The organism is Enterococcus sp. AZ191, from assembly GCF_051713845.1.
GTDB lineage: Bacteria > Bacillota > Bacilli > Lactobacillales > Enterococcaceae > Enterococcus_B > Enterococcus_B durans.
This window is the reverse complement of record NZ_JBIOQS010000001.1, coordinates 1,543,254-1,565,319: the sequence shown is the minus strand read 5'-3', so window position 1 is coordinate 1,565,319 and position 22,066 is coordinate 1,543,254. Positions and strand designations below refer to the sequence as shown.

Sequence of the window (22,066 nt, the reverse complement as noted above, 5' to 3'; positions counted from 1 at the left end):
TTAAAAGACTCTTTAATGAAGCAAATAATTATGATCAAATGTGATATCTAAATCATAATTGCCAATTCTTTCCTCGATCTGGACACGAAGCACACGTTCTAATTCTTCATCAGAAAAGTTGAACTTTTCAGGCACCACCACATCGAACTGCAATTCCTTTCCATTACGGATCATACGAAGATCATGAAGTTTCAAGCCTTCTCCAGTTTCCTTGATGATCTTTTTAAGAACTTTTAGTATTTCTCTATATTTTTCATTGTTCACCGGCACTGGATCAAGGTGGCAAACCAATTCTACATCTAAAGTCTTTTTAAAGTCTTTTTCGATGATATCCATGATTTTATGGGCTTGGTTCAAATCAAGACTATCATCTACCTCGATATGAACAGAAGCAAATTTCTTACTTGGTCCATAATTATGAACAAGGAGATCATGGAACCCTAAGATGTTCTCATAGGATAATAGCAGTTTTTCCATCGCTAAAATTTCTTCTTTTGTTGGTCGACTTCCTAATAATTCATAAACAAAGTCACGTAGCATCATGATGCCACTTAACAAGATATACGCTGCCAAAGCAAACCCAACATACCCATCGATTCGCCAGCCCATCAACCATTCGATCCCTGCCGAAAGCAAAACTGCTAATGTTGTATAAACATCATTGTAGCTGTCTTTAGCTGTTGCACGTAAGGTTTCTGAATCGATGGATTGCGCGATCGTTACATACATTCGTCCTTGGACAAATTTTAAAACAATGGAAAAGAGTAACACTATAAAAATAATCGGAGAAAGTGTAAGACTTTCCGGATGAATGATTTTTCCAATCGAGGTCTCTAAAAATTGAAACCCGACATACGTAATAATGATCGAAACAAACAAACCGCTGATATATTCAAACCGCTCATGGCCATAAGGATGCTCTGGATCTGCCGGTTTTGCTGCAATCTTAAAACCCACTAAGGTTAAAATCGACGAAGCAGTGTCTGACAAACTGTTGATAGCATCTGCCATGATCGAGACACTTCCAGAAAAGAGACCAATCGTTAACTTTGAAATAAATAAGATCAGGTTGGAGAGCAAGCCTAAAACGCCAGCTAAGATCCCTTTTTTTGTTCGTTCCACAGATGTTATTTTCTTCTTTTTTGTCACTTTTTTACCCTTTCTCTCGTTATTCTGGTTTAAGGGGTGTTGCTGAAAATAGTGCTTTTGCAATCAACGGGGTGATCACACCTGCTCCAATTGCTTCTGGAATACCATTGATTGCAGCGATTCCTGCTAATGTTTTGAATAGCAAAGAAGAATCGACTCCATATGCTTCTGCAGTAGCCCCCGTATAAAACAATCCCATAAATCCTAAAACCAACACTGTGTTTACCAGTGAACCCAATACGCCAGCAACTGCCGAACCAACAACTATTGAGTGATACCGTCGATAGATCCAGTGAAAAACAAGACCTGCCACTAGACCTACTAAGACACGAGGAACAACAGAGATGATCGGATTCGTAAAGACAAGTGTATCAAATGGAGTCGTTGGCATTGCATATGCGCGAATGATTGTTGCTATCCCCCAAAACAAGCCAATAACCATCCCGTCTTTTGGTCCTAAAACAACGGCTGCTACAATTACTGTGATATGGATGATCGTCAAGCTTATAAAACCTAGTGGAATGAACCCTAACCACGGTACCATTGCTTGGACAATGATGATTGCTAATAAAATCGCACGAATGACCAAACGAAATGTTTTATTTTTAGTATTCATCTGTTTCCCTCCTTATTTTCTTTATCCTAATCGTAAAAGGTTTTACTTATTTGTCAACTAATTGGTTACAAATCAGCACAAAACAAGAAACTTGGAGTGATGTTGTCACTCCAAGTTAATATTGCTCATTCAAATTTGATAACTGTTCTTATTGATTCGCCAACCATGCTTTCGCTTCTGACAATGCATCTGGAATACCCGCTGGATTTTTCCCACCTGCTTGAGCCATGTCAGGTCGACCACCGCCACCGCCGCCAACTTTTGGTGCGATTGCTTTGATCAAATCGCCAGCTTTCAAACCAGCTTCATTCATTTCTTTTGTCATCGCAGCCAATAAGCTGACTTTTCCATCCTGTTCATTTGCTAGAACAAGGATGTCAGAAATCGCTTTTTGTTTCCATTGGTCTGCTAATTGACGTAATTGGTTCATATCTTTCACTTTGACTTGAGCTGTGATTATTGTTTTTCCATTGATTGTTTCGCTATTCTTGAATATATCGCCTGCTTGTTGATTCGCCAACTTGCTAGCCAATTGTTCATTTTCTTTTTGCAGTTCTTTCAGCTGTTGTTGCAATTGTTCTGTTTTAGACACTACTTCTTTTAACTGAGGAGATTTTACGATTGCAGCGACATCTTTCAACTGTTGTTCTTCTTCTTCAAGAAGTTCATATGCTTCTTTACTTGTTACTGCTTCAATACGACGAACACCTGCACCAATACCAGACTCAGAAACGATTTTGAATATCCCGATAGTTTCAGTATTTGCTACATGCGTTCCGCCACAAAGTTCGATCGACCAATCACCCACATTGACTACACGAACTTCACGACCATATTTTTCACCAAATAGCGCCATAGCCCCCATGTTTTTAGCCGTATCAATATCCGTTTCGATCGTTTCGACTGGAATAGCTTCCCAAATTTTTTCATTGACGATTTTTTCCATTTTGATCAATTCATCTGTTGTGATTTGACCAAAGTGAGTAAAGTCAAAACGTAAGTGGCCTGGAGCAACTAATGAACCTGCTTGATTCGCATGTTCTCCTAATACTTCTTTTAATGCTTTATGCAACAAATGGGTCGCTGTATGATTTTTGATGATTCGATTTCTTCTAGGTGCATCGATCAATAAATGGTAGACTTTTCCTTCTTTGATCGTTGAAAGAACCTCAACCGTATGCATAAACTGACCATTTGGCGCTTTTTGCACGTCAACGACATTTGCCACAATATCACCAGAGGCATCAATGATCCAACCAGTATCTGCTACTTGTCCACCCATTTCCGCATAGAATGGTGTTTCAGCAAAAATAAGTTGTGCTTCACCTTCTGTAAGCTCGCTTACAAGTTCTTCACCTCTGACGATTACCAAAAGCTCACTATTTGATTCAATATGATCATAGCCGACAAATTTACTTTCAACCTTGATATCTGTCAATAAAGCAGATTGTACGCCCATAGACTTTTCAGTGCTACGCGCAGAGCGGGCACGTTCTCTTTGTGCTTCCATTTCTTTTTCGAAGCCAGTATGATCTACTTTTAGCCCTTCATCTTCCGCCACTTCTTCTGTTAATTCGACTGGAAATCCATAGGTATCATAAAGTTTGAAGATATCTTTTCCAGAAAGTGTTGTGCCGTTTTCTTTTTTGACATCCGCGATGACTTGATTCAGGATTTCCAATCCTTCATTGATTGTTTCATTAAATCGTTCTTCCTCTGTCCGAACCACTTTTTCAATGAATTCTTTTTGTTGAAGGACTTCAGGATAATAACTAACCATGATCTCTCCAACAACTGGCACAAGATCATATAAAAATGCTTTTTCGATCCCTAATTTTTTGCCATGCATCACAGCACGACGTAGTAAGCGACGTAGTACATAACCGCGTCCTTCGTTAGATGGTAAAGCCCCGTCTCCAATAGCAAAAGACAACGCACGAATATGATCGGCAATAACTTTATAAGAAATATCTGTAACAGGATTTTCACCGTATTTTACTTGCTTGCTTAATTTTTCTACCGCATGGATGATCGGTAAGAATAAATCTGTTTCGAAGTTCGTTGGAGCATCCTGAACAATGGAAACCATCCGTTCAAGTCCCATCCCCGTATCAATGTTTTTATGTGGCAATGGTTCAAATGTATTATCTGGTTTGTGGTTGAATTCAGAAAAAACAAGATTCCAGATTTCTAGGTATCGTTCATTTTCCCCACCAGGATAATTTTCGGGATCATCTTCTGCTAAGTCATTATAAGCTTCTCCGCGATCATAGAAGATTTCTGTATCTGGACCACATGGACCGGCACCGATATCCCAGAAATTATCTTCCACGTCAATGATATGATCCATTGGTAACCCAACTTCTTCATGCCAAATACGTTTTGCTTCTGTATCTTTGGGATAAACAGTCACATATAGTTTTTCAGGATCGAAAGCCATCCATTCAGGACCAGTTAAAAATTCCCATGCCCAGTGAATTGCTTCATTTTTAAAGTAATCCCCGATTGAAAAGTTCCCTAACATCTCAAACATCGTGTGGTGGCGAGCTGTCTTCCCAACATTTTCAATATCGTTCGTACGAATCGATTTTTGCGCATTTGTGATTCTTGGATTTTCTGGTACGACTGAACCGTCAAAATATTTTTTTAATGTTGCAACCCCAGAGTTGATCCATAATAAAGTTGGATCATTCACTGGAACTAACGATGCACTCGGTTCAATTGTATGCCCTTTTGATTGAAAGAAATCTAAAAACATTTGTCGAACTTGCGCACTACTTAATTGTTTCATTTCATAACCTTCTTCCTTGATTTTAAAGTACAAAAAAACACCATCACAGCCAAGGACGAAAACTCGCGGTACCACCTTGATTGCAATGATGTTCGATCATTACCTCTTAAACTCGATAACGCTGAGTGGCGTTGATATTGCTATCAAGAGAAAAAAGGGAGCAATTTGGATGTAGACTATTCTTTTTCCAGCCTAGAAAGAATTTTCTGTCAGTCTTTGAACAAACAAACCATGTCCTTTTCGTACCTTATTAGTATACGTATTCTCATTTCTTCTGTCAACAACTCTCTAAGATTTCTTTCCTTGTTCCATAAACATTTTTTGTTCAAATAGCTTTGAAAGATTATAATCACAAGAAATTCTTTCAAAAAGAGAAAGCATGCTTACTATTCATCAAGAAAAACAATAGCCTTAGATTTAGCCAAAACAACAGGAAAATCCCTGCCAGATCAAGGTAATTTGGTATCTAAAATCTAGATAACACAACACTCAGTATTATTGATTCAATACATTTTTCCTAGCTTAGAGATAGTTAAATTTACAAGAAAAAAGCAAGCCAGGACGACTAGCTCACTTTTGAAGTTTTATTTATGTGAATTTTTCTTGTTTTTTCTAGCAGTTCTTGTTTGTTGTCTTCGTTCAATCTTGCGTTCTTGTTTGTTCTTTTCCGCGATTGCCCAATCGATTTTTTTCTTATACCCAGGTTTGATTTTTTTCTTTTTCTTTTTCACAAGGCCAATCAATGTTGGATCAAGAGTATCTTTTGATTTTTCCCGTTTCGTTCGGCGGTTTCGATCATAAGTTTTAATGATTTCATCATTCTTGATCTCCATTGGTTCAAAAGTCACACCGATTTTTTCAATGCCATCGATTGCTTGTTCATCACTTGGAGAATATAACGTGATTGCTGTTCCTTTCAGCCCATTACGTCCTGTACGACCGACACGATGAATAAAGAAATCTAAATCATCAGGAACTTCTGCATTGATGACATGGGAAACTCCTTCGATATCGATTCCACGAGCAGCTAGATCCGTAGCAACAACATATTGATACTCTAAGTTTTGTACTTGACGCATCACACGTTTTCTTTCTCGAGGTGTGATACCCCCATGGATTTTTGCGACTTTAAGACCTTGATTTTTCAAGTAGTCCACAATTTCATCCACATTTTGCTTAGTATTTGCAAAAACGATTGCCAGATAAGGATGACCGATCGTTAGCAATTGATAGATCATTCGATTTTTATCTTTCCCTTTAGTTGAAATCAACCAATTTTCAATATCTTCAGAAATGACTGCTTTCGGTTTGATTTCTTCAATGATTGGATTGACCATATACTTACGTAAAAATGGACGTAGTTTTTCAGGAATCGTTGCTGAGAACACTAAGAATTGCAGTTTTTCAGGTAAACGACTTGCAATTTGATCGACTTCATTTAAAAAGCCCATATCTAATGTCATATCCGCTTCATCCACTACAAAAGCAAAAGCTGTGTGGATCTTCAACGCTTGCTCATTCATCATATCTAAAATTCTACCTGGTGTACCAACTACAACATGGGGTTGTTGGTGATGCAAACGATTCAATTGACGTTGCTTGTCTGTTCCGCCGACAAAATTTGATACACGGACTTCTGGACTTGAAAATTTCGCAATCTGACTAGCAGCATCATAGATTTGCGTTGCAAGTTCCCGACTAGGGGCAGTGATAACCACTTGAACTTCTTCTTTTTCAGCATTTATTTTTTCAAATAATGGCAATAGGAATGTGTGTGTCTTCCCTGAGCCAGTTTGTGATTGACCAATGATATTCTTTCCTTTAGCGATCAATGGGATCAATCGTTCTTGGACTTCAGTGGGTTGTTTGAACCCTTTTTCCATCAATGCTTCATTGATATATGGTTTAAAATGGAATTGTTCAAAATTACTCATTTTAGCACCTCTTCTCTTTCATTTTTTCACGACTTTCGAATTATAACACATACAGGCATTTTTTGCTTCCTTATTTCAAACTCTGCATCCCTGCAACTTATTGTTTATGCTTGTCTTCAATCGTACTGATTGTATGCGTATGGCTTGCCTTCTCATAAAATAAGACTCGTTTTTTTCGGATAAAGGATAGAATAATATTCAAAACAAAAATAAATTGTGCAAACAAAATCCCAAGATATATAAATACTGAAGTCATCTGAGTCACACCCGTTGTATGATCAAAAACAATTTGCAGCAACTGCGAGATCCAACTTAAACCATAGAAAATAAAGTAGAGATACGCATAGCGGACAAACAATGATTTGAAGCTAAGTTTTGAGTTATCATCTGCTACGATCTTTATACGAACGATTCTCTTCCCAAGAGTTCGTCCATTAGTTAAATAAGGTACTAGCATAAAGTATAAGATGACTTCAATAAATATCCATCCACCACTTGAAGTGATACTTCCTATTTTAAAAGCCGCTTGCAATAACAACGTAATGATAAAAGTCAAAACGGACAAGAATCCCCAATCAATCAAATAGGCGACCAATCGTCTAGTAAGCGACACAGTCTTGCCCTTCTCATATGAGACTTCATCCATTCGAGCTCTAGTTGGTAACATAAAGGTGAAAACTGGTTCGATGATGAAGCCCAATGCGCCACCGAGGGTATTTGTGAGGAGATCATTTACATCAAATAAACGATACGGTCTAGGGTAGATAAAATAAAGACCGCTCAACTGTGTCAACTCAAAAAACAATGAGAGACAAAAGCTTGCAATGACAGTTTTGATAAAAGAAAAACGGAAATAGTACCTTAAATAGATACCAAAAGGCACAATCAGTAATAAATTGAACACTGGCTCTAAGAAAACACTTTGTCTCATCGCGGGCAAGTACGTACTTGGATCTGATAAAACTAAGACTGTATTTTGTCTAAAATGTTCCCAAGTAGCGAATAAATGCAATTCCATTTTTGGCCCTGTCATCTGTGCCACAGCTTCTTTCGTAGGTAATGGCAAGATCACCAAAAAATATGCACATAGTAAATAAAAGACAAATGAGTACAAAACAATTGCTCTCGTTAAAATAAATGTTCCATACTTTCGATATTCATAAATAAAAAAAACCGATGAGATCGCTAATGCTAAAAATGGAAAAACAATCAGCGCAAATCGTATCGGTTCAATATAACTTGACATAAAAATCCCCCCACCAGATGTATATTTATCTTATCAGTACCGTTACAAAATATGCAAGTAATGGAGGTATTATTTTTAAAATTAAATCAATTGAAGTATGATAAACATGAAGGGGGGAATGAACAATGTTGAATATCTACTTTGTTTTTGGGGTTCCTATGTTTTTATTGATCCTTTATTTTGTTTTTGCGTACATACGCAAAAAAACGACTATCCACTATCTAGGCTTTATCCTCCTGATCATCTCAGGATTTATGCTGGTTTTCAACCTTCAAACGTGGCAACAGGCCTTACAAGAATTGGATCAATTCTCAGCAAAAGCTCTTTCTGAAAGAGTAGGTTATCCGATCTATCTGATTTGGGTACCTATTATCATTGCGTTTTTTTTGATCATACTCAACCTTTTGCGAGCGTTTCGCCGCTTCAACTACTTAAAAAACAAAACATAAAAAAACGACTTTGTGTGATTAGGCAGCTTCCTAATACTCAAGGTCGTTCTATTTTTGATTAGTACAATGTGATCAGTGCAAATTCATCTCGATACCGGGCCCTAATGGAATATTGAATACATAGAAAAGAATGAACAAAATCACCCATGTAATAATCAAGCCGACTGAGTGAGGCAACATCATCGAGATGATCGTTCCAACACCCGTTTTTTTCTGATACTTTGCCGCAAATGTCACGATCAATGCAAAATAAGGCATAAATGGTGTAATAATGTTGATTGGAGAGTCTGCTACACGGTAAGCGGCTAAAACAGCTTCTGGCGCAACCCCCAATTGATACAATAATGGAACAAAAATGGGCGTTAAGATTGCAAATTTAGGCACAGCTCCTACCAATACAAAGTCAAGCAATAATACTAACGCTAAGAAACTGAGCAACAATGCCAAACTACTTAAATTCATTCCTTCGATGATCGTCGCCGAGTTTACTGCCCAAACCGTTCCTAGATTGGTAAAATTGAAGTAAGCAATAAATTGGCTGATGATCAATAGTAAGAAGATCATTCCACCTAAGTTACTAAATACTTTGATGATTGGCATAACGACGTCTAAACTTGATTTGATCTTGCCAATTGCTTTTCCAAAGCAAATAGCTGGAACCAAAAAGACGATCAGGATCAACGAAATCAAACTATCCATGAAAGGCGTAGAACCAATCAATTCTCCAGTTTCTGGATGGCGCAACGCTGCTCCTTCTGGGATCGTGATCAGTAAGATAACTGTCAATACAACTAAAAAGCCGACCAATGCCCAACGCAACCCTTTTGATTCATCCTCGAGTTCGTCATTTGCAATGGCTTCCTCTTCTTTGAATGTTCCTAAACGTGGTTCGATCAATTTTTCATTGATCAGTGTACAAACGATGACGATCAACACACTAGAAACAACCGAAAAATAAAAATTAGCCATCAAATCAACGGAGTAACCCGGGTTTATAATATGTACAGCATCATTCAAAATCTCAGTAAGCATCCCATCTATCGGTGTAATGACAAGATTGACACCGAACCCGCCTGAAACACCAGCAAACGCTGCCGATAGACCAGCTAAAGGATGCCGTCCCACTTTATAAAAGACTGCTGCACCTAGTGGGATCAAAACCAAGTAACCCGCATCAGAAGCGATACTTGACATGACTCCTAGTAAAACTAAGACTGCAGTCAAAGATGATTTAGGAACAACTTTCACTAATTTGCGGATCATCGCACCAATTAACCCTACTTCTTCTGCAAAACCTACGCCTACCATTGCCACTAAAGTCACACCAAGTGCTTGAAAACTCATTAGATTTGAAACCGTTGAAGTTAAGATAAAGCGAATACCTTCTCCGCTAAACAAACTCTTTACGTGAACTGTCGTTGATTCCAACTGTCCACTATCTGAATTAAATACTTCATAAGTGGCATTCTGCCCCATCATTTGAAAAATTTGTGATAGTACAGCCACAAACACGATGAGCATCAAGAAAATAATTGCGGGATGTGGTACACGATTCCCCAGTTTCTCTACACCATCTAAAATTTTATCTAATTTTGAATGATTCTTTTTTACGCCTTCTTTCATTGTTTTTATCTCCTTTAAAAGTAGCCGGTTGGCAAAAAGGTTGACTCTTCCTTAAACTTAGATGAACAAACTTACTTGATAGTAATACCTACAGGAATAGCTTCATTTTAATGCAACATATCAAATGAATAGTGGCCATCCTAAAAAGTACTTGATCTTCTATACCAACCAGCTCATCTATCCATTCTTTTTATTATTTTCCAAATAATTGCGCTGCAATTTTTCTACCAGTTGGCGTATCCGCTAATCCACCTTCTGCCGTTTCTTTGAACATGGTTGGCATCTTTCTTCCCACTTGATCCATCGCTTGTATCACCTCATCTGCTGGAATAGCACTCTTGATACCTGCTAAGGCCATATCTGCCGTTAACAAAGCAAGTGACGCCCCCATTGCATTTCGTGTGATACAGGGAATCTCCACTAGTCCTGCGACCGGATCACAGACTAATCCCATCGTGCTCATCAAAGTCAGTGCTACGGCATGACCGCATTGTTCAGGGGTACCCCCAGCAAGCTCAACGAGGCCTGCACTTGCCATTGCACTAGCAGAACCAACTTCTGCCTGACAGCCTCCTTGGGCACCGCTAATAGAGGCCTGATTAGCGATTGCTAATCCTACTGCTCCTGCAGTAAACAAAAAGTTGACTTGCTGATTTTCATTCACCCCATGAACTTCTTTCATCATTGTAATGACGCCAGCACATACTCCGGCACTTCCAGCGGTTGGAGTTGCGCAGATCACACCCATCGATGCGTTCAATTCATTCGTTGCAATAGCGTTTCTTGCCGCTTGCAGCGTATTTTTCCCGCTAAAAAACGACATTTTTTCTAAATAATCAGTGAGCTTCGGTGCATCACTACCTGAAAATCCCGTCACCGAGGCTACACCAGTCAAGCCTTTTTCAACTGCTTGTTCCATTGCCACTAAATTTCTCGCCATTTCTCCCCAGATGTCTTCTTTTGTCCGTCCGCTTACTTTCATTTCTAAATCAATCATCACTTCAGACAGACTACTATCAGCTGCTAGAGAAATCAGTTCAGCTATTGTTACCATTCTTTTATTCTCCCTCACTGTCAGCGACATCACACTTTCTATTGGACTAATCGGTAAATAGCATCTGCATAGATAGCAGTCGCTTGATAGATATCTTCGACATACATATATTCATTTGGCTGATGCATCACATTTTCACGGCCAGGGAAAAGAGCACCAAAAGCACAACCTTTTTCTAGAACTCTGCCATAAGTACCTCCGCCAATCGTGCGCTCGTCTCCTTTTTCACCTGTATGTTCTTCATAAACTTCCAACAATGTTTTGATAAAAGGATCTTCTACAGAAACATAATGGGGCAGTTTGATATCCCCAATGATTTTTGCTGAAGCAGCGAATGGTTGTAACAATTCACTTATCTCTTGTAAAATTTTTTCATTTGTTGTTCCTTTTGGATGACGAATATTGATAATGATTTGCTTTTCATCAGTATCATATCTGAATACGTTGGCACTTGAAGTCACTTGACCCATCACTTCATCTTCCCAATGAATATTAAGCAAATGTCCATTGAAATCTTTATGTAGATAGTTGGCAATCACAGAAAGGTAATTTGACCCGTCCGTATCAAATTGATAGCGATTTAAATATTCACCTAAATAAGTAGCTGCATTGATTCCCTGTTTAGGGTCTTGCGCATGGACTGCTTTTCCAGTAATTTTGAATGTTGCGATATCCTCAGTCAATTCAAATGTACCTTTCAAGTGGTTTTCTTCTAAAAAACGATCAAAATCATGTGCCAGTATATCAATCAACTCTAGTTTTATTATATTTACGACCGCAATAGCCTCACTAGGGACCATATTTGAACGTAACCCTGAAGTAAAACTTGCCAATTTCAGCTTACTCGCTTCACTTTTTTGACTTTCAAACGATAATTCACAGGATATGATCCCCTTCTCTCCATTGATGATCGGAAAGTTTGCATCTGGTGAAAAGCCAACTTTTGGTAGTTCTTCTACTTCTTTATAGAGATGGATTCCTGTCCATTCACTTTCTTCATCTGTTCCGAAAATAAAGCGAATTTTTTTATTGATCGGCAGATTCAATTTTTTGATCAGTTTTACAGCGTAATAAGCAGCAAGTGAAGGTCCTTTATCGTCACTTGACCCTCGGGCAAATAGTTTTCCATCTTTGATGACCGGCTCAAAAGGATCGGTGTCCCACCCCTGACCAGCAGGAACTACATCGACATATCCAAGAATCCCGAACATTTCTGCTTCTTCAGGTCCATGATCGATATGTCCAGCTAAATTACCGATATTTTTCGTTTTGAATCCATCTCTTTCGCCAAACGCTAATACTTTTTGTAATGCTAAAGCTGGTCCAGGTCCTAACGGATATTCTGCCGTTCGATGTTCAATGTCTCGTACGCTCTCGATAGTCAAAAGTTCTTTTAGATCATTCATTAATTCTTCTTTTATTGACTCTACTTCATTCTGCCAATTGATTTTCATAGTAACCTCCTGATGATTCATAGTTATGTGTGTTGGATCGTCTCTGTTTCGTTATATTCTTCTGTTTTACAGATCTCAATGTTTCCACCACCAATTGAGATACCAGTAACAGCTACACTTTTATTGATCGATTTTAAGATGATTTTCACTGTATTGGGATGATCCATTTCTTTTTTTGAAGGAATAAAGCATACCTCGATTCCTTCGCGATAAACTAGTGCAAACGACTTTCCTAAGTTAGGATCATCAGGCAGCATTCCGAGGAGTCCACCCAGTAACGCAACGTCTGTCCCATGTCCGCGATAGGTTTTCCCAAAAGAACCATATAAATAGATATCGACCTCTGTCGGTTTTTCCTGGAACATTTCTCTGGCAAACTTTCCGATCTTTGCAGCACCTGCTGTATGCGAACTACTAGGACCAACCATTATTGGCCCGATAATATTGAAGACACTCGAATACTTAGCTGTCATGTTCTCTCTCCTGGTCCATGTTTTCTCTTCAAATAGATATAAATTGGAATGCCTGCTAATGTTATTGCGATCCCGCTAACCGCTAGCACTGTTTGGGTTACTAAGGTACTAGCAACGATAAAGATCCCGCCCACGATTGCGATCAGTGGGATCACTGGATAGATGGGTACTTTATAGGGCCTTTTCAGGTCTGGTTCTTTTTTTCTTAAAATAATCACGCCAATAAAGACCATCGTGTAAAATATCCAGATAACGAAGACGAGCATATCTGTCAGCATATCAAACCCACCAACCATCATCATCCCTACAGCAATGCTCAGTTCTAAGATACCTGCTACTAAAGGTATTTTCGTCTGATTGGTCAATTTGTCCAAATACTGACTAAATGGTAATCGTTTTTCTTTCGCCATCACGTATGGAAGGCGCATACCCGTCAACGTATAACCATTGATTGTTCCGTAAACAGAGATCAAGATACCGATTGTGACTAACTTACCGCCAAAACCACCAAAAATCATTGTTGCTACTTCACTGGCTGTATTGCTGTTGCCACTGACACCTTCGATTGAAGCAGTTTTTAAAAAGACTGCATTGACTAATAAATAAACAACCATGATACCAATGATTCCTATAGAAATAGCTTTAGGAAGATCTTTGGCTGGCTTCTTTAATTCACCTGCAAGATTCCCCACATGAATCCACCCATCATAAGCAAACATCGTCGCTAAAAGTCCCGCTCCTAATGCCGAAAACAATGGAAGATCTTTCCCTGCTTCAAATGGGAAAAGCTGAAATTCCACTCCACCACTGCGAGATAGTCCAAATAAAACGATCAACAGTAAGGGAATCAACTTGCAAACTAAAGTGATCGACTGAAAGGCACCACCCACTTTTGATCCTAGAAAATTGATCAACATGATCGTTACAGCTGCAATGATAGCGACTGGCACGATCAAGGAAGTTGTTAAGTCAAAAAGATTGACGAATTGCGTACCGAAAATAATGGATAGTGCGGCGACATTTGCGGGAAAATAAATGATTACTTGCGCCCAACCTAGTAAAAATGCAGCAGTTTTTCCATAGATCCGTTCGATATATTTGATCATTCCGCCTGTTTCAGGTATCGCTGCTGCTAATTCTGCACCAGTCAATCCTGCACAAACTGAAATCACTCCCCCTAAAAACCATGAGAACATATGTAAGCTGACAGAGCCCGTCACTTCGGCGACACTTGCCGCTTTAAAGAAAACTCCAGCTCCGATCACCGTACCCATCACAGTGGATAGAGCAGTAAAAAAGCCCATGGTTCTTTTTAAGCCTTCTTCGTTTCCTTCGATATTTAATTGTGTTACTTCGTTATTCTCCATCTCCCTTTTCCTCCCTTAGCGTGGGACAAAAGTAAAAAACACTTTTGTCTCATTCATTAAAACAAATAAACGGTGGGAGCAGAAGCAACTCCTTCTTAAATCAGCCGAAATTCAAAAAAATTTGAACAGCAGTTTTCGTTAATTTCTTCTTATTTCTCGGAGTTAAACACTTCTGTCCCAGCCTCTTTTTATATTTTTTGAAGGGGTTAGACTGTGGTCACTAATTTTTCTTGAAGTTTCGTCAACATATCTTGTGTCATCGCATATAGATCATATTTCGGACAGAAACCCCATTCTTCTTGTGCACAACTAATATTCAATGAGTCTGGCCAAGACTCAGCAATGGCTTGTCTAACAGGATCTACCTCATAAGTCATTACAAAGTCAGGGATGAACTTTTGGATTGCTTCCTTGATTTCCTCTGGTTCAAACGCCATTGCTGAGATATTAAATGCATTGCGATGAATCAATTTCTTCGGATCAGCATTCATCAATTGGATGATCGCCTCGATCGCATCTGGCATATACATCATATCCATTGAGGTACCTTGACCAATGAAACAGGTGTATTTCCCCTCTTTGATCGCTGAATAATAAATATCGACCGCGTAATCTGTCGTACCCCCACCTGGTAAAGTTTTGTAAGAGATCAGACCAGGGAACCGAACGCCTCTTGTATCCACCCCGTATTTCGTATGATAATAATCACAAAGCAATTCACCGGCGACTTTTGTTACTCCATACATCGTAGTAGGGCGTTGAAGTGTATCTTGTGGTGTACTTTTTTTCGGAGTATCCGGACCGAACGCGCCGATCGAACTTGGCGTGAAAAACTTCAAATCAAATTCGCGTGCTACTTCTAAAGCATTGACTAAACCTACCATATTAAGATCCCAAGCAAATTTCGGCTTTGCTTCAGCGACAGCGGACAATAACGCTGCCAAATGGATCAACGTATCGACTTGATAGGTTTCTACTAAGCTACGCATCTTTTCATAATCCATGACATCTAAAATTTCGAATAGTTCATCATCTGCACTTTTTTCAGGTAAACGGATATCTGTGGCAATGACATTTTCTTTTCCTAGATCTTGTCTGAGACGCGTAACCAATTCTGATCCAATTTGTCCTAAACATCCGGTAACTAACACTTTTTTCATCGTAAGGCTCCTTTGCAAATTATTTTTTCTATTCTTATCTAGCGAAAGCAAATCGATTAGTGGCTCTCGTTGAATAGCTACGGCAAATGAAGGAAATAATTTTTTTCTTAAATGATCCCCATCTCTTTTCCCACCTTCAAATAAACAGCGATTGCTTGGTCTAACATCTCTTTTGTATGTTCCGCAGTCGGCATATTGCGGACCCGCCCGGTTCCTAATGGTACAGTTGGAAAAACGATTGGCTTCACATAGATCCCTTGTTCAATCAATTTGCTTGAAAAACGTTGGGTCATTGTTTCATCACCTAAAATAACTGGGGTAATCGGTGTCTGTGAAACGCCGATATCATACCCGATTTTTTTCAACTCGCTTTTAAAATATTCTGCGTTTTCCCATACCTTATCAACTAATTCGGGATGATCTTGCATCAGTTGAATAGAAGTTAAGGCTGCGCCTGCGGCTCCTGGTGTAAGAGAAGTCGAAAATAAGAATGGGCGACTGCGCGATTTCAACCAATCAATAACTTCGAGCCCGCCACATAACCGCCAATCACACCAATTGCTTTTGATAATGTTCCCATCTGCATGTCGATTTTATGATTCAAACCGAAATGCTTCACTGTACCAGTTCCTTTACCCATTACTCCAGATCCGTGGGCATCATCTACGTAAGTAATCAAGCCATATTTTTCCGCAATAGGTATCATGTCTGGCAAATTAGCTATGTCCCCATCCATTGAAAAAACACCGTCCGTGATATACATTATTTTTTTATAACGTCCACTTTCCACTGCTGTCTTGGCTTTTTCTTTTAAGTCGGTCATGTCCTGATGCTTCACTCGAATGATCTTCGCTCCTGATAATCGACAACCGTCGATTATCGAAGCATGATTCAATTCATCTGATAATATGGCATCATCTTTCGTCATGATTGCTGAAATTGCGCCCATATTGCAATTGAAACCAGACTGAAAAGCAATTGCTGCTTCCGTTCCTTTAAACTCGGCAATTTTATTTTCTAGCTCCTGATGAATCTGTAACGAGCCATTGATCGTCCGAACTGCTCCAGCACCAACGCCATATTTTATAGTAGCCTTGATACATGCGTCCTTTAGTTCTGCACGGTTGGCAAATCCTAAATAATTGTTAGATGCTAAGTTTATCAACCGCCGTCCTTCAACATTGATGATTGCTGCATTCGCTCCTTCTAGAATGTCGATCGTATTGTACAATCCTTGATCCTTTAATAAAGATAACTCGCGATCCAAATAATCTGACAGTATTTCTGAAGACATTTCCCCACCTCCGTTTTTTTGAAACAAAAACCTAGGGATTCACTATATGCAAAACAGTATCCTCCCGTTTGTTATTATGCCGGTTGTTGTTAGCGCTTACATAAATAATGAGAGTTATTTAACCGCTTTTTTCAAACATAACGTTTTATTATGAAACGATTATTACCCAACCAACTTATTTATTTTTTTGATTCCAAGTTATTTTTAGTTGATTTTTTTCTACATTGTATAGAAATGCTTTTAAGGCAATAAAGAGAAAAATAGCAACTATTTTCTGAATTTTTTTGTAATTTAAATACTAGATCACTTCTTCTTGACTTGATAAAAAAACAATTAATCATCATTTTTATTAGTGTTTTCTCATATTCCGTCTGCAATACAAAATTTCTGTGTAAGTCATGCCCTATGTAAGAATTTTTTTCAGGATATCTCGTAAAAAAATAGCAGATTACAAATAAGACTTGTTCAGCGATTATTTTTAGTTTATTGTTTGCTTAACAAACTAGCGACCATAGGTGGACATAGGGTGAAACGTGAGAAAATAGTTATCGGTGGGAAGGTATCGGTCTATCTATTCATATTATTTGGAATAAGATATGTAACGAATACTTTTATGGTAGGGATTACTTATGCTTTTGCAACTCTATTTATGCTATATGATATTTATACAACCATCCGTGATGTAAAAGCACTTAAAAAACATGGTTCATAACAATTGAACATTCAACATCTTTCATACCGCAACGATTGAAATGCAAACATTGTTTTATCACATAAGTATATAAAAACTTTATGCTTAAATAGCCACTTGTAAAAAGCAAGATCGGTGGGAACGGATTTTGTAAGCCAACCAATGAATTGATGGTTTTAGACTATAATCAAAAGGAGGTAAAATTTCATGGCCTTTTTACCACCTAATAAAACAAAAGCTGAAGAACTACTTTTGGCGAATAACTTGCACCCCCGTAGTAATTACATTCTTGCTAGTATTCGAATGAATCCTGTTGCTAAATCCGCTACTTGATTGTTTTTATCAGCTCGAGCCTCGATTATCACCAATCTGTTTGAAAAACCTTATTGCCTAGTATTTATAAAAGACAAAATAGTTGCAATAAAAATTTCGGGAAAAGCATCCGTTACAACTTATAACAAAAGTGACATAACTAATTTTTCGGTAAAAGATGGGCTAAATTCTACATTGATAATCGACTTTCTTTATCAGGGCGAACCAATTTCTTTTTATACCCATAAAAACACTGGTTATCGTATTGCTTATAGCGCTGAAAACCTCAAAAAATTAGAAATGGATTCTTGGCAAGGTTACCTTAGAGAAGCTGAATGAACTCGTTCTGCTCTCAACAACAAGAAAAAAATTCATACTTTCTTTATACTTAAAAAAGCTGAATGTGGGACAAATCTAACAATTAATTTTGCTACAGACTCTCGAATAAATGTCATCCAAGAGTCAGTTTTTTCGGAAATTTCAAAAATCAAAACCACCCGTGTGAACGGGTGGTTTTGATTGACATGCTCTTCATCAGTATGACTTCTTTAGCCAACTATCCGGTGTAAAATCCAGGTCATCAATGTCCCACTCATTAAAAAATTCGATCAAGAAATCACGCATAAAACATTCTCGGCGCTTCGCTTCTTCTTTGCCATATGCTGTATTCATCAAATCTGGTAATAAGAAGAGCTTTTCGTAAAAGTGATTGATAACAGTTGATCCCTTACGGTAGTCAGCTTTATTGGTATAATTTGTTGGATGGATTTTTGGATCAAAAATCGGGTGGCCATGTCCTCCACCAAAATAGGCTGTTCGCAAAATACCGATCGCTCCTAACGCCTCGATTCGATCTGCATCCTGAACGATTTGACCTTCTAGTGATAGCACTGGCGCTTTCTCAGATATCCCTTTTGAAAAAGACATATTTTCAATAATGAAGAAAATTGCATCGATCGTTTCTTTTTTTAAATCGATTGCTATTAGAAAATGTTTTAATTCTTGTTTCGCCACTTGTTCATCTCGAACAACTTTATCATCGATCGTATCATGCAGATAAGCAGAAGCAAGCGTGATAAATGGATCAGCTTGAGGTTCAGTCACTAGAATCTTTTTAGCTAGCTTGACCACCCGTTTTGTGTGGTCACTTCCATGACCCGTCTGATCATTTGCCAACTGCTTCATGCTATATTCAGCAATTTGAGCTAGTTTTTCCATAAATGATACTTCTCCTTGTTTTTAATCGACTTGGTAGACAGAAAAATAGATTTTTTCCATGTAATCGATCAAATATTGAGGATTCAATCCTTCATTTGTAGCATCTTGGATCAATTGAGTTGGTTTACGTGACGCACCGTATTGATGGATATGTTCTTTCATCCATTCTTTGATCGGTGAATAATCATCTGAAGCTAAGATTTCATCAATTGATTGTTCTTTTTCCATTGCATGTAGCAGTTGTGCTGCATACATATAGCCTAATGCATAAGATGGGAAGTAGCCGAAACTAGCCCCTGACCAATGGACATCCTGTAAGATACCCTCTACATCATTTTCAGGACGAACACCCAGATATTCTTCATATTTATCATTCCAAATTTCTGGTAATTCTTCAATGGCTATCCCTTCATTAAAGATCATTTTCTCGATTTCATAACGAATAATGATATGCAACGGATAAGTTAAGCTATCTGCTTCAATCCGTATTAAACTAGATTGTGTTTTTTTCAATGATCGGTAAAAATCATCAAAGGAGATATCATCAAATGTACCTTCTGCACATTCTTGGAAAAATGGATACTGTTTCTCCCAGAAATTGCGGTTGCTTCCAATAATGATTTCATTGAAAAGGGATTGTGACTCGTGGATTCCCATAGAAGTACCTTGATAAATTGGCGTATATGCATATTTTTCATCGATATCCTGTTCATACATCCCATGACCAGCTTCGTGGATCACACCAAAAACTGCCATTTTGAAATCATGCTCATTCCAACGTGTAGTGATCCGTGCATCATTATGATTGATACCAAGCATAAAAGGATGGATCGTATCATCTAAACGGCCTCTTGAAAAATCATAGCCTAATTGCTCAATGACACCGACTACGAATTTTTCTTGTTGTGCCTTTGTCATTTTACGCGTAAGAAAATCCGTTCTTGGTTCTTGTCCTTTTTCGTTTATGGTTTGACAAATCTTGAGGATTCCCGCTTTTAACTGATCAAATACCCGATCTAAGATCTCAACGGTCATTCCTGGTTCATATTGATTTAACAAAACGTCATAATCCGTTGCTTCGTCTTTCTTCCAATAAGGAATCAATTCTTTTGTCAATTCGATATTCTTTGTTAGCGCTGGTTGGAAATCCGCAAATTTTTTCGTTTCACGAGATTTCTGCCATTGTACTTGAGCGCTAGAAGTTGCAGCGGTCAGTGCAGTCATTAGTTCTTCTGGTACTTTATATTCTAACTCATAGTCTTCTTTCACTTTTTCAAAGATGACTTTTCCTGTTTCAGACAATTCAGTAGGATGTTCAGAAAAGTAATGAATGGCTTCTTTGATTTTAGGGCCGATTTTTTTTGAAAAATAAATACTATATAGATAACTATTTACTTCGCTTCGCTCATTACTAGCCTTTTCAGGTATTCCTGTTTGGATATCCCAATCCAAGATCCCTAAAGCTTGTTGCAGTAGATTGATTTCTTTTAGTTCTTGTAGCAATTCCTTTTCCTTCATTACTAATTCCTCCAAACATCCATTTTTATTTTTTACGCTTCTTTACTTTTTCTTGGAGGACGCGTTCCCCAATATTGAAATAGATCCGTACGCAAAGCACCGTTATATAATTTACGTTTTTTTGTTGCTTTTTGTCCGTAATATTCTTCAAAGGCAAGATCACTTGTCAAAATATACTTGCTCCATGTTTTGAGTGGTCTAAAAACATCGCCCATTTCTTCATACAAACGTCTAACTGTTTCTTCTTCTCCAAGACGTTCCCCATACGGAGGATTTGCAACGATCACGCCATATTCTTTTTCAGTCTTGAAATCCTTCACTGCTTGCTGTTTGAAGGTGATCGAATCACCTAAACCGATCTCTTCAGCATTTGCCTGAGCGATTTCGATCATTCGTCCATTGATATCTGAGCCAGTGATATCTAGTTCGATGTCATAATCTGCTTTTTCTTCTGCTGCAGCTCGTACATTTTTCATTACTTCTTTGTTGAACCAATCCCATGATTCACAGGCAAATTCTCGGTTGAAGCCAGGTGCGATATTATGACCGATCAATGCTGCTTCGATACAAATCGTTCCAGAACCACAAACGGGATCATAAAATGGACGGTCTTTTCTCCAATTCGTCAGCATCACTAGGGCAGCTGCCATATTTTCTTTTAACGGCGCGCCACCTTTTTCCAAACGATAGCCTCTTTTAAACAAGCTTGGTCCAGTCGTATCTAAAGTAATCATCACATGGTCTTTCAACAATGCAACCTCTAATTGAAAATGTGCACCTGTTTCCGTTAATGGCACTGAAGCTGGTCGATGATAGTACGTACGTAGACGATCAACGATTGCTTTCTTAGTGATTGCCTGACAATCGGGTGTACTATAAAGCTTCGATTTGATCGATTTGCCCGCTACTGGGAATTCGGCATCTAGTGGAAGAAAGTCTTCCCATGGTAAAGCTTTCACATTCTCGAACAATTCATCAAAAGTAAACGCATCAAACTCGCCAACAACGATTTTTACTCTATCCGCAGTTCTTAACCACAAATTGGCTGTCGCGATCGTTTCCATCGTTCCTTTGAATCTGGCTCTCCCATTTTCGACTTCGCACTCAATTCCCAAATCACGTAACTCTTTTCCGACCAATGCTTCTAGACCGCTTGCAGCAGTCGCCACAAGATTAAATTCTCTATTAATGTCCATATCATTCTCCTTATTTATAAGAAAAGCTGAACGATTCGTCCAGCTTTTAAAAAATCAAAACGAAAGTTTAATCTCAAATGTTAAAAAAACCTTCACAACATGGTTGGAAGGTATTCCCTGTTTTATTGCGGTTTTCTGTAAGCCATGTTTTGTACGTCCTCCTTTTCAGGGAAGAAAGGAGAACGTGGTAACCATCTATCTGCAGTTAACCTGCCCTTTTGTCTCGTTCTTAATTCCCCGACAAAAAGCGCCCCTACCGTTGTTTGGGTTGCTCGCTCGAGGGGTTTACCGCGTTCCACCGAATAAGTTTCCCTATTCGCTTCGTCACTGTGGCACTTTCAAGGATACTAAAGCATAGTCATATGACCTTAGCTCGTTTTCCTGCCGTTACTCCCGAAAGAGTACCTTAGCTTATTTTTTCGCTAAGCACGAACACTACAGACATCTCAGCCTGTGCGAGCATGGACTTTCCTCAGCCTGATCAAGTCAGACCGCGATTACCCGAAAACCGCAAAGATCGT

The 22,066-nt window shown here is 38.5% G+C and carries 16 protein-coding genes, 1 other RNA gene and 2 pseudogenes; 3 read left to right on the top strand and 16 right to left on the bottom strand.

Features of this window, described 5'->3' with window-relative positions:
* Positions 1-12: 12 nt before the first annotated feature.
* The 5 genes from IGI47_RS07545 to IGI47_RS07525 form a co-directional block, all read right to left on the bottom strand.
* Complete coding sequence (locus tag IGI47_RS07545; RefSeq protein ID WP_311929965.1) at positions 13-1,149, bottom strand: cation diffusion facilitator family transporter; 1,137 nt, start codon at positions 1,147-1,149, stop codon at positions 13-15.
* A 19-nt stretch (positions 1,150-1,168) separates the two neighbouring features.
* Positions 1,169-1,765, bottom strand: coding sequence for an ECF transporter S component (locus tag IGI47_RS07540; protein WP_095443847.1), 597 nt, complete (start codon positions 1,763-1,765; stop codon positions 1,169-1,171).
* Between the two features lie 148 nt (positions 1,766-1,913).
* Positions 1,914-4,556: an alanine--tRNA ligase gene (alaS, locus tag IGI47_RS07535; protein ID WP_438783820.1), complete on the bottom strand. Its 2,643-nt coding sequence runs from the start codon at positions 4,554-4,556 to the stop codon at positions 1,914-1,916.
* 584 nt (positions 4,557-5,140) lie between these two features.
* On the bottom strand, positions 5,141-6,490 hold the full coding sequence (locus IGI47_RS07530; protein ID WP_311929963.1) for a DEAD/DEAH box helicase: 1,350 nt from the start codon (positions 6,488-6,490) through the stop codon (positions 5,141-5,143).
* 97 nt (positions 6,491-6,587) lie between these two features.
* On the bottom strand, positions 6,588-7,736 hold the full coding sequence (locus IGI47_RS07525) for a VanZ family protein (protein WP_311929962.1): 1,149 nt from the start codon (positions 7,734-7,736) through the stop codon (positions 6,588-6,590).
* Positions 7,737-7,861: 125 nt separating this feature from the next.
* Between IGI47_RS07525 and IGI47_RS07520 the strand changes: the two genes are divergently transcribed.
* Positions 7,862-8,185: a hypothetical protein gene (locus IGI47_RS07520; RefSeq protein ID WP_123862412.1), complete on the top strand. Its 324-nt coding sequence runs from the start codon at positions 7,862-7,864 to the stop codon at positions 8,183-8,185.
* Between the two features lie 72 nt (positions 8,186-8,257).
* On the opposite strand, the gene IGI47_RS07515 is transcribed toward IGI47_RS07520, so the two are convergent.
* The 7 genes and pseudogenes from IGI47_RS07515 to IGI47_RS07485 all read right to left on the bottom strand — a co-directional run bounded on the left by IGI47_RS07515 (position 8,258) and on the right by IGI47_RS07485 (position 16,610).
* Positions 8,258-9,808: an AbgT family transporter gene (locus tag IGI47_RS07515; RefSeq protein WP_438783819.1), complete on the bottom strand. Its 1,551-nt coding sequence runs from the start codon at positions 9,806-9,808 to the stop codon at positions 8,258-8,260.
* 193 nt (positions 9,809-10,001) lie between these two features.
* Positions 10,002-10,862, bottom strand: coding sequence for an L-serine ammonia-lyase, iron-sulfur-dependent, subunit alpha (gene sdaAA, locus IGI47_RS07510; protein ID WP_438783817.1), 861 nt, complete (start codon positions 10,860-10,862; stop codon positions 10,002-10,004).
* Between the two features lie 38 nt (positions 10,863-10,900).
* Complete coding sequence (gene pepV, locus IGI47_RS07505; protein WP_438783816.1) at positions 10,901-12,316, bottom strand: dipeptidase PepV; 1,416 nt, start codon at positions 12,314-12,316, stop codon at positions 10,901-10,903.
* A 71-nt stretch (positions 12,317-12,387) separates the two neighbouring features.
* Positions 12,388-12,789 (bottom strand): annotated as a pseudogene (locus tag IGI47_RS07500) (serine dehydratase beta chain); the annotation flags it as partial.
* Positions 12,786-14,156, bottom strand: a complete 1,371-nt coding sequence (locus IGI47_RS07495; protein WP_311929958.1) for an APC family permease — start codon at positions 14,154-14,156, stop codon at positions 12,786-12,788. The gene IGI47_RS07495 and the pseudogene IGI47_RS07500, both read right to left, overlap by 4 nt.
* 206 nt (positions 14,157-14,362) lie before the next feature.
* Positions 14,363-15,316: an L-threonine 3-dehydrogenase gene (locus tag IGI47_RS07490; protein ID WP_438783815.1), complete on the bottom strand. Its 954-nt coding sequence runs from the start codon at positions 15,314-15,316 to the stop codon at positions 14,363-14,365.
* 107 nt (positions 15,317-15,423) lie between these two features.
* Positions 15,424-16,610: pseudogene (locus tag IGI47_RS07485) on the bottom strand (glycine C-acetyltransferase).
* Positions 16,611-17,136: 526 nt separating this feature from the next.
* On the opposite strand from IGI47_RS07485, the gene IGI47_RS07480 reads away from it, so the two are divergent.
* A complete protein-coding gene (locus IGI47_RS07480; RefSeq protein WP_438783814.1) occupies positions 17,137-17,322 on the top strand; it encodes a hypothetical protein in 186 nt (61 codons plus the stop codon).
* A gap of 186 nt (positions 17,323-17,508) precedes the next feature.
* Positions 17,509-17,634 (top strand): hypothetical protein, encoded by a 126-nt coding sequence (locus tag IGI47_RS07475; RefSeq protein WP_438783812.1) that lies wholly within the window; start codon positions 17,509-17,511, stop codon positions 17,632-17,634.
* A gap of 513 nt (positions 17,635-18,147) precedes the next feature.
* Here the strand turns inward: IGI47_RS07475 and IGI47_RS07470 are convergent.
* The 4 genes from IGI47_RS07470 to rnpB form a co-directional block, all read right to left on the bottom strand.
* Positions 18,148-18,831 (bottom strand): HD domain-containing protein, encoded by a 684-nt coding sequence (locus IGI47_RS07470; protein ID WP_311929953.1) that lies wholly within the window; start codon positions 18,829-18,831, stop codon positions 18,148-18,150.
* Between the two features lie 21 nt (positions 18,832-18,852).
* Positions 18,853-20,349 carry a carboxypeptidase M32 gene (locus IGI47_RS07465; protein ID WP_438783810.1) on the bottom strand — a complete coding sequence of 499 codons (1,497 nt, stop codon included), beginning with the start codon at positions 20,347-20,349 and terminating at the stop codon, positions 18,853-18,855.
* A gap of 32 nt (positions 20,350-20,381) precedes the next feature.
* Positions 20,382-21,545, bottom strand: coding sequence for a THUMP domain-containing class I SAM-dependent RNA methyltransferase (locus tag IGI47_RS07460; RefSeq protein WP_311929951.1), 1,164 nt, complete (start codon positions 21,543-21,545; stop codon positions 20,382-20,384).
* A gap of 133 nt (positions 21,546-21,678) precedes the next feature.
* Positions 21,679-22,054, bottom strand: an RNA gene (gene rnpB / locus IGI47_RS07455) — RNase P RNA component class B.
* Between the last annotated feature and the right edge of the window lie 12 nt (positions 22,055-22,066).

What these genes read in the sequence shown, in the direction of transcription:
- IGI47_RS07540 (WP_095443847.1), bottom strand. Translation starts at nt 1,765, where the DNA reads ATGAATACTAAAAATAAAACATTTCGTTTGGTCATTCGTGCGATTTTA.
- alaS (WP_438783820.1), bottom strand. Translation starts at nt 4,556, where the DNA reads ATGAAACAATTAAGTAGTGCGCAAGTTCGACAAATGTTTTTAGATTTC.
- IGI47_RS07530 (WP_311929963.1), bottom strand. Translation starts at nt 6,490, where the DNA reads ATGAGTAATTTTGAACAATTCCATTTTAAACCATATATCAATGAAGCA.
- IGI47_RS07525 (WP_311929962.1), bottom strand. Translation starts at nt 7,736, where the DNA reads ATGTCAAGTTATATTGAACCGATACGATTTGCGCTGATTGTTTTTCCA.
- IGI47_RS07520 (WP_123862412.1), top strand. Translation starts at nt 7,862, where the DNA reads ATGTTGAATATCTACTTTGTTTTTGGGGTTCCTATGTTTTTATTGATC.
- IGI47_RS07515 (WP_438783819.1), bottom strand. Translation starts at nt 9,808, where the DNA reads ATGAAAGAAGGCGTAAAAAAGAATCATTCAAAATTAGATAAAATTTTA.
- sdaAA (WP_438783817.1), bottom strand. Translation starts at nt 10,862, where the DNA reads ATGGTAACAATAGCTGAACTGATTTCTCTAGCAGCTGATAGTAGTCTG.
- pepV (WP_438783816.1), bottom strand. Translation starts at nt 12,316, where the DNA reads ATGAAAATCAATTGGCAGAATGAAGTAGAGTCAATAAAAGAAGAATTA.
- IGI47_RS07495 (WP_311929958.1), bottom strand. Translation starts at nt 14,156, where the DNA reads ATGGAGAATAACGAAGTAACACAATTAAATATCGAAGGAAACGAAGAA.
- IGI47_RS07490 (WP_438783815.1), bottom strand. Translation starts at nt 15,316, where the DNA reads ATGAAAAAAGTGTTAGTTACCGGATGTTTAGGACAAATTGGATCAGAA.
- IGI47_RS07475 (WP_438783812.1), top strand. Translation starts at nt 17,509, where the DNA reads ATGGCCTTTTTACCACCTAATAAAACAAAAGCTGAAGAACTACTTTTG.
- IGI47_RS07470 (WP_311929953.1), bottom strand. Translation starts at nt 18,831, where the DNA reads ATGGAAAAACTAGCTCAAATTGCTGAATATAGCATGAAGCAGTTGGCA.
- IGI47_RS07465 (WP_438783810.1), bottom strand. Translation starts at nt 20,349, where the DNA reads ATGAAGGAAAAGGAATTGCTACAAGAACTAAAAGAAATCAATCTACTG.
- IGI47_RS07460 (WP_311929951.1), bottom strand. Translation starts at nt 21,545, where the DNA reads ATGGACATTAATAGAGAATTTAATCTTGTGGCGACTGCTGCAAGCGGT.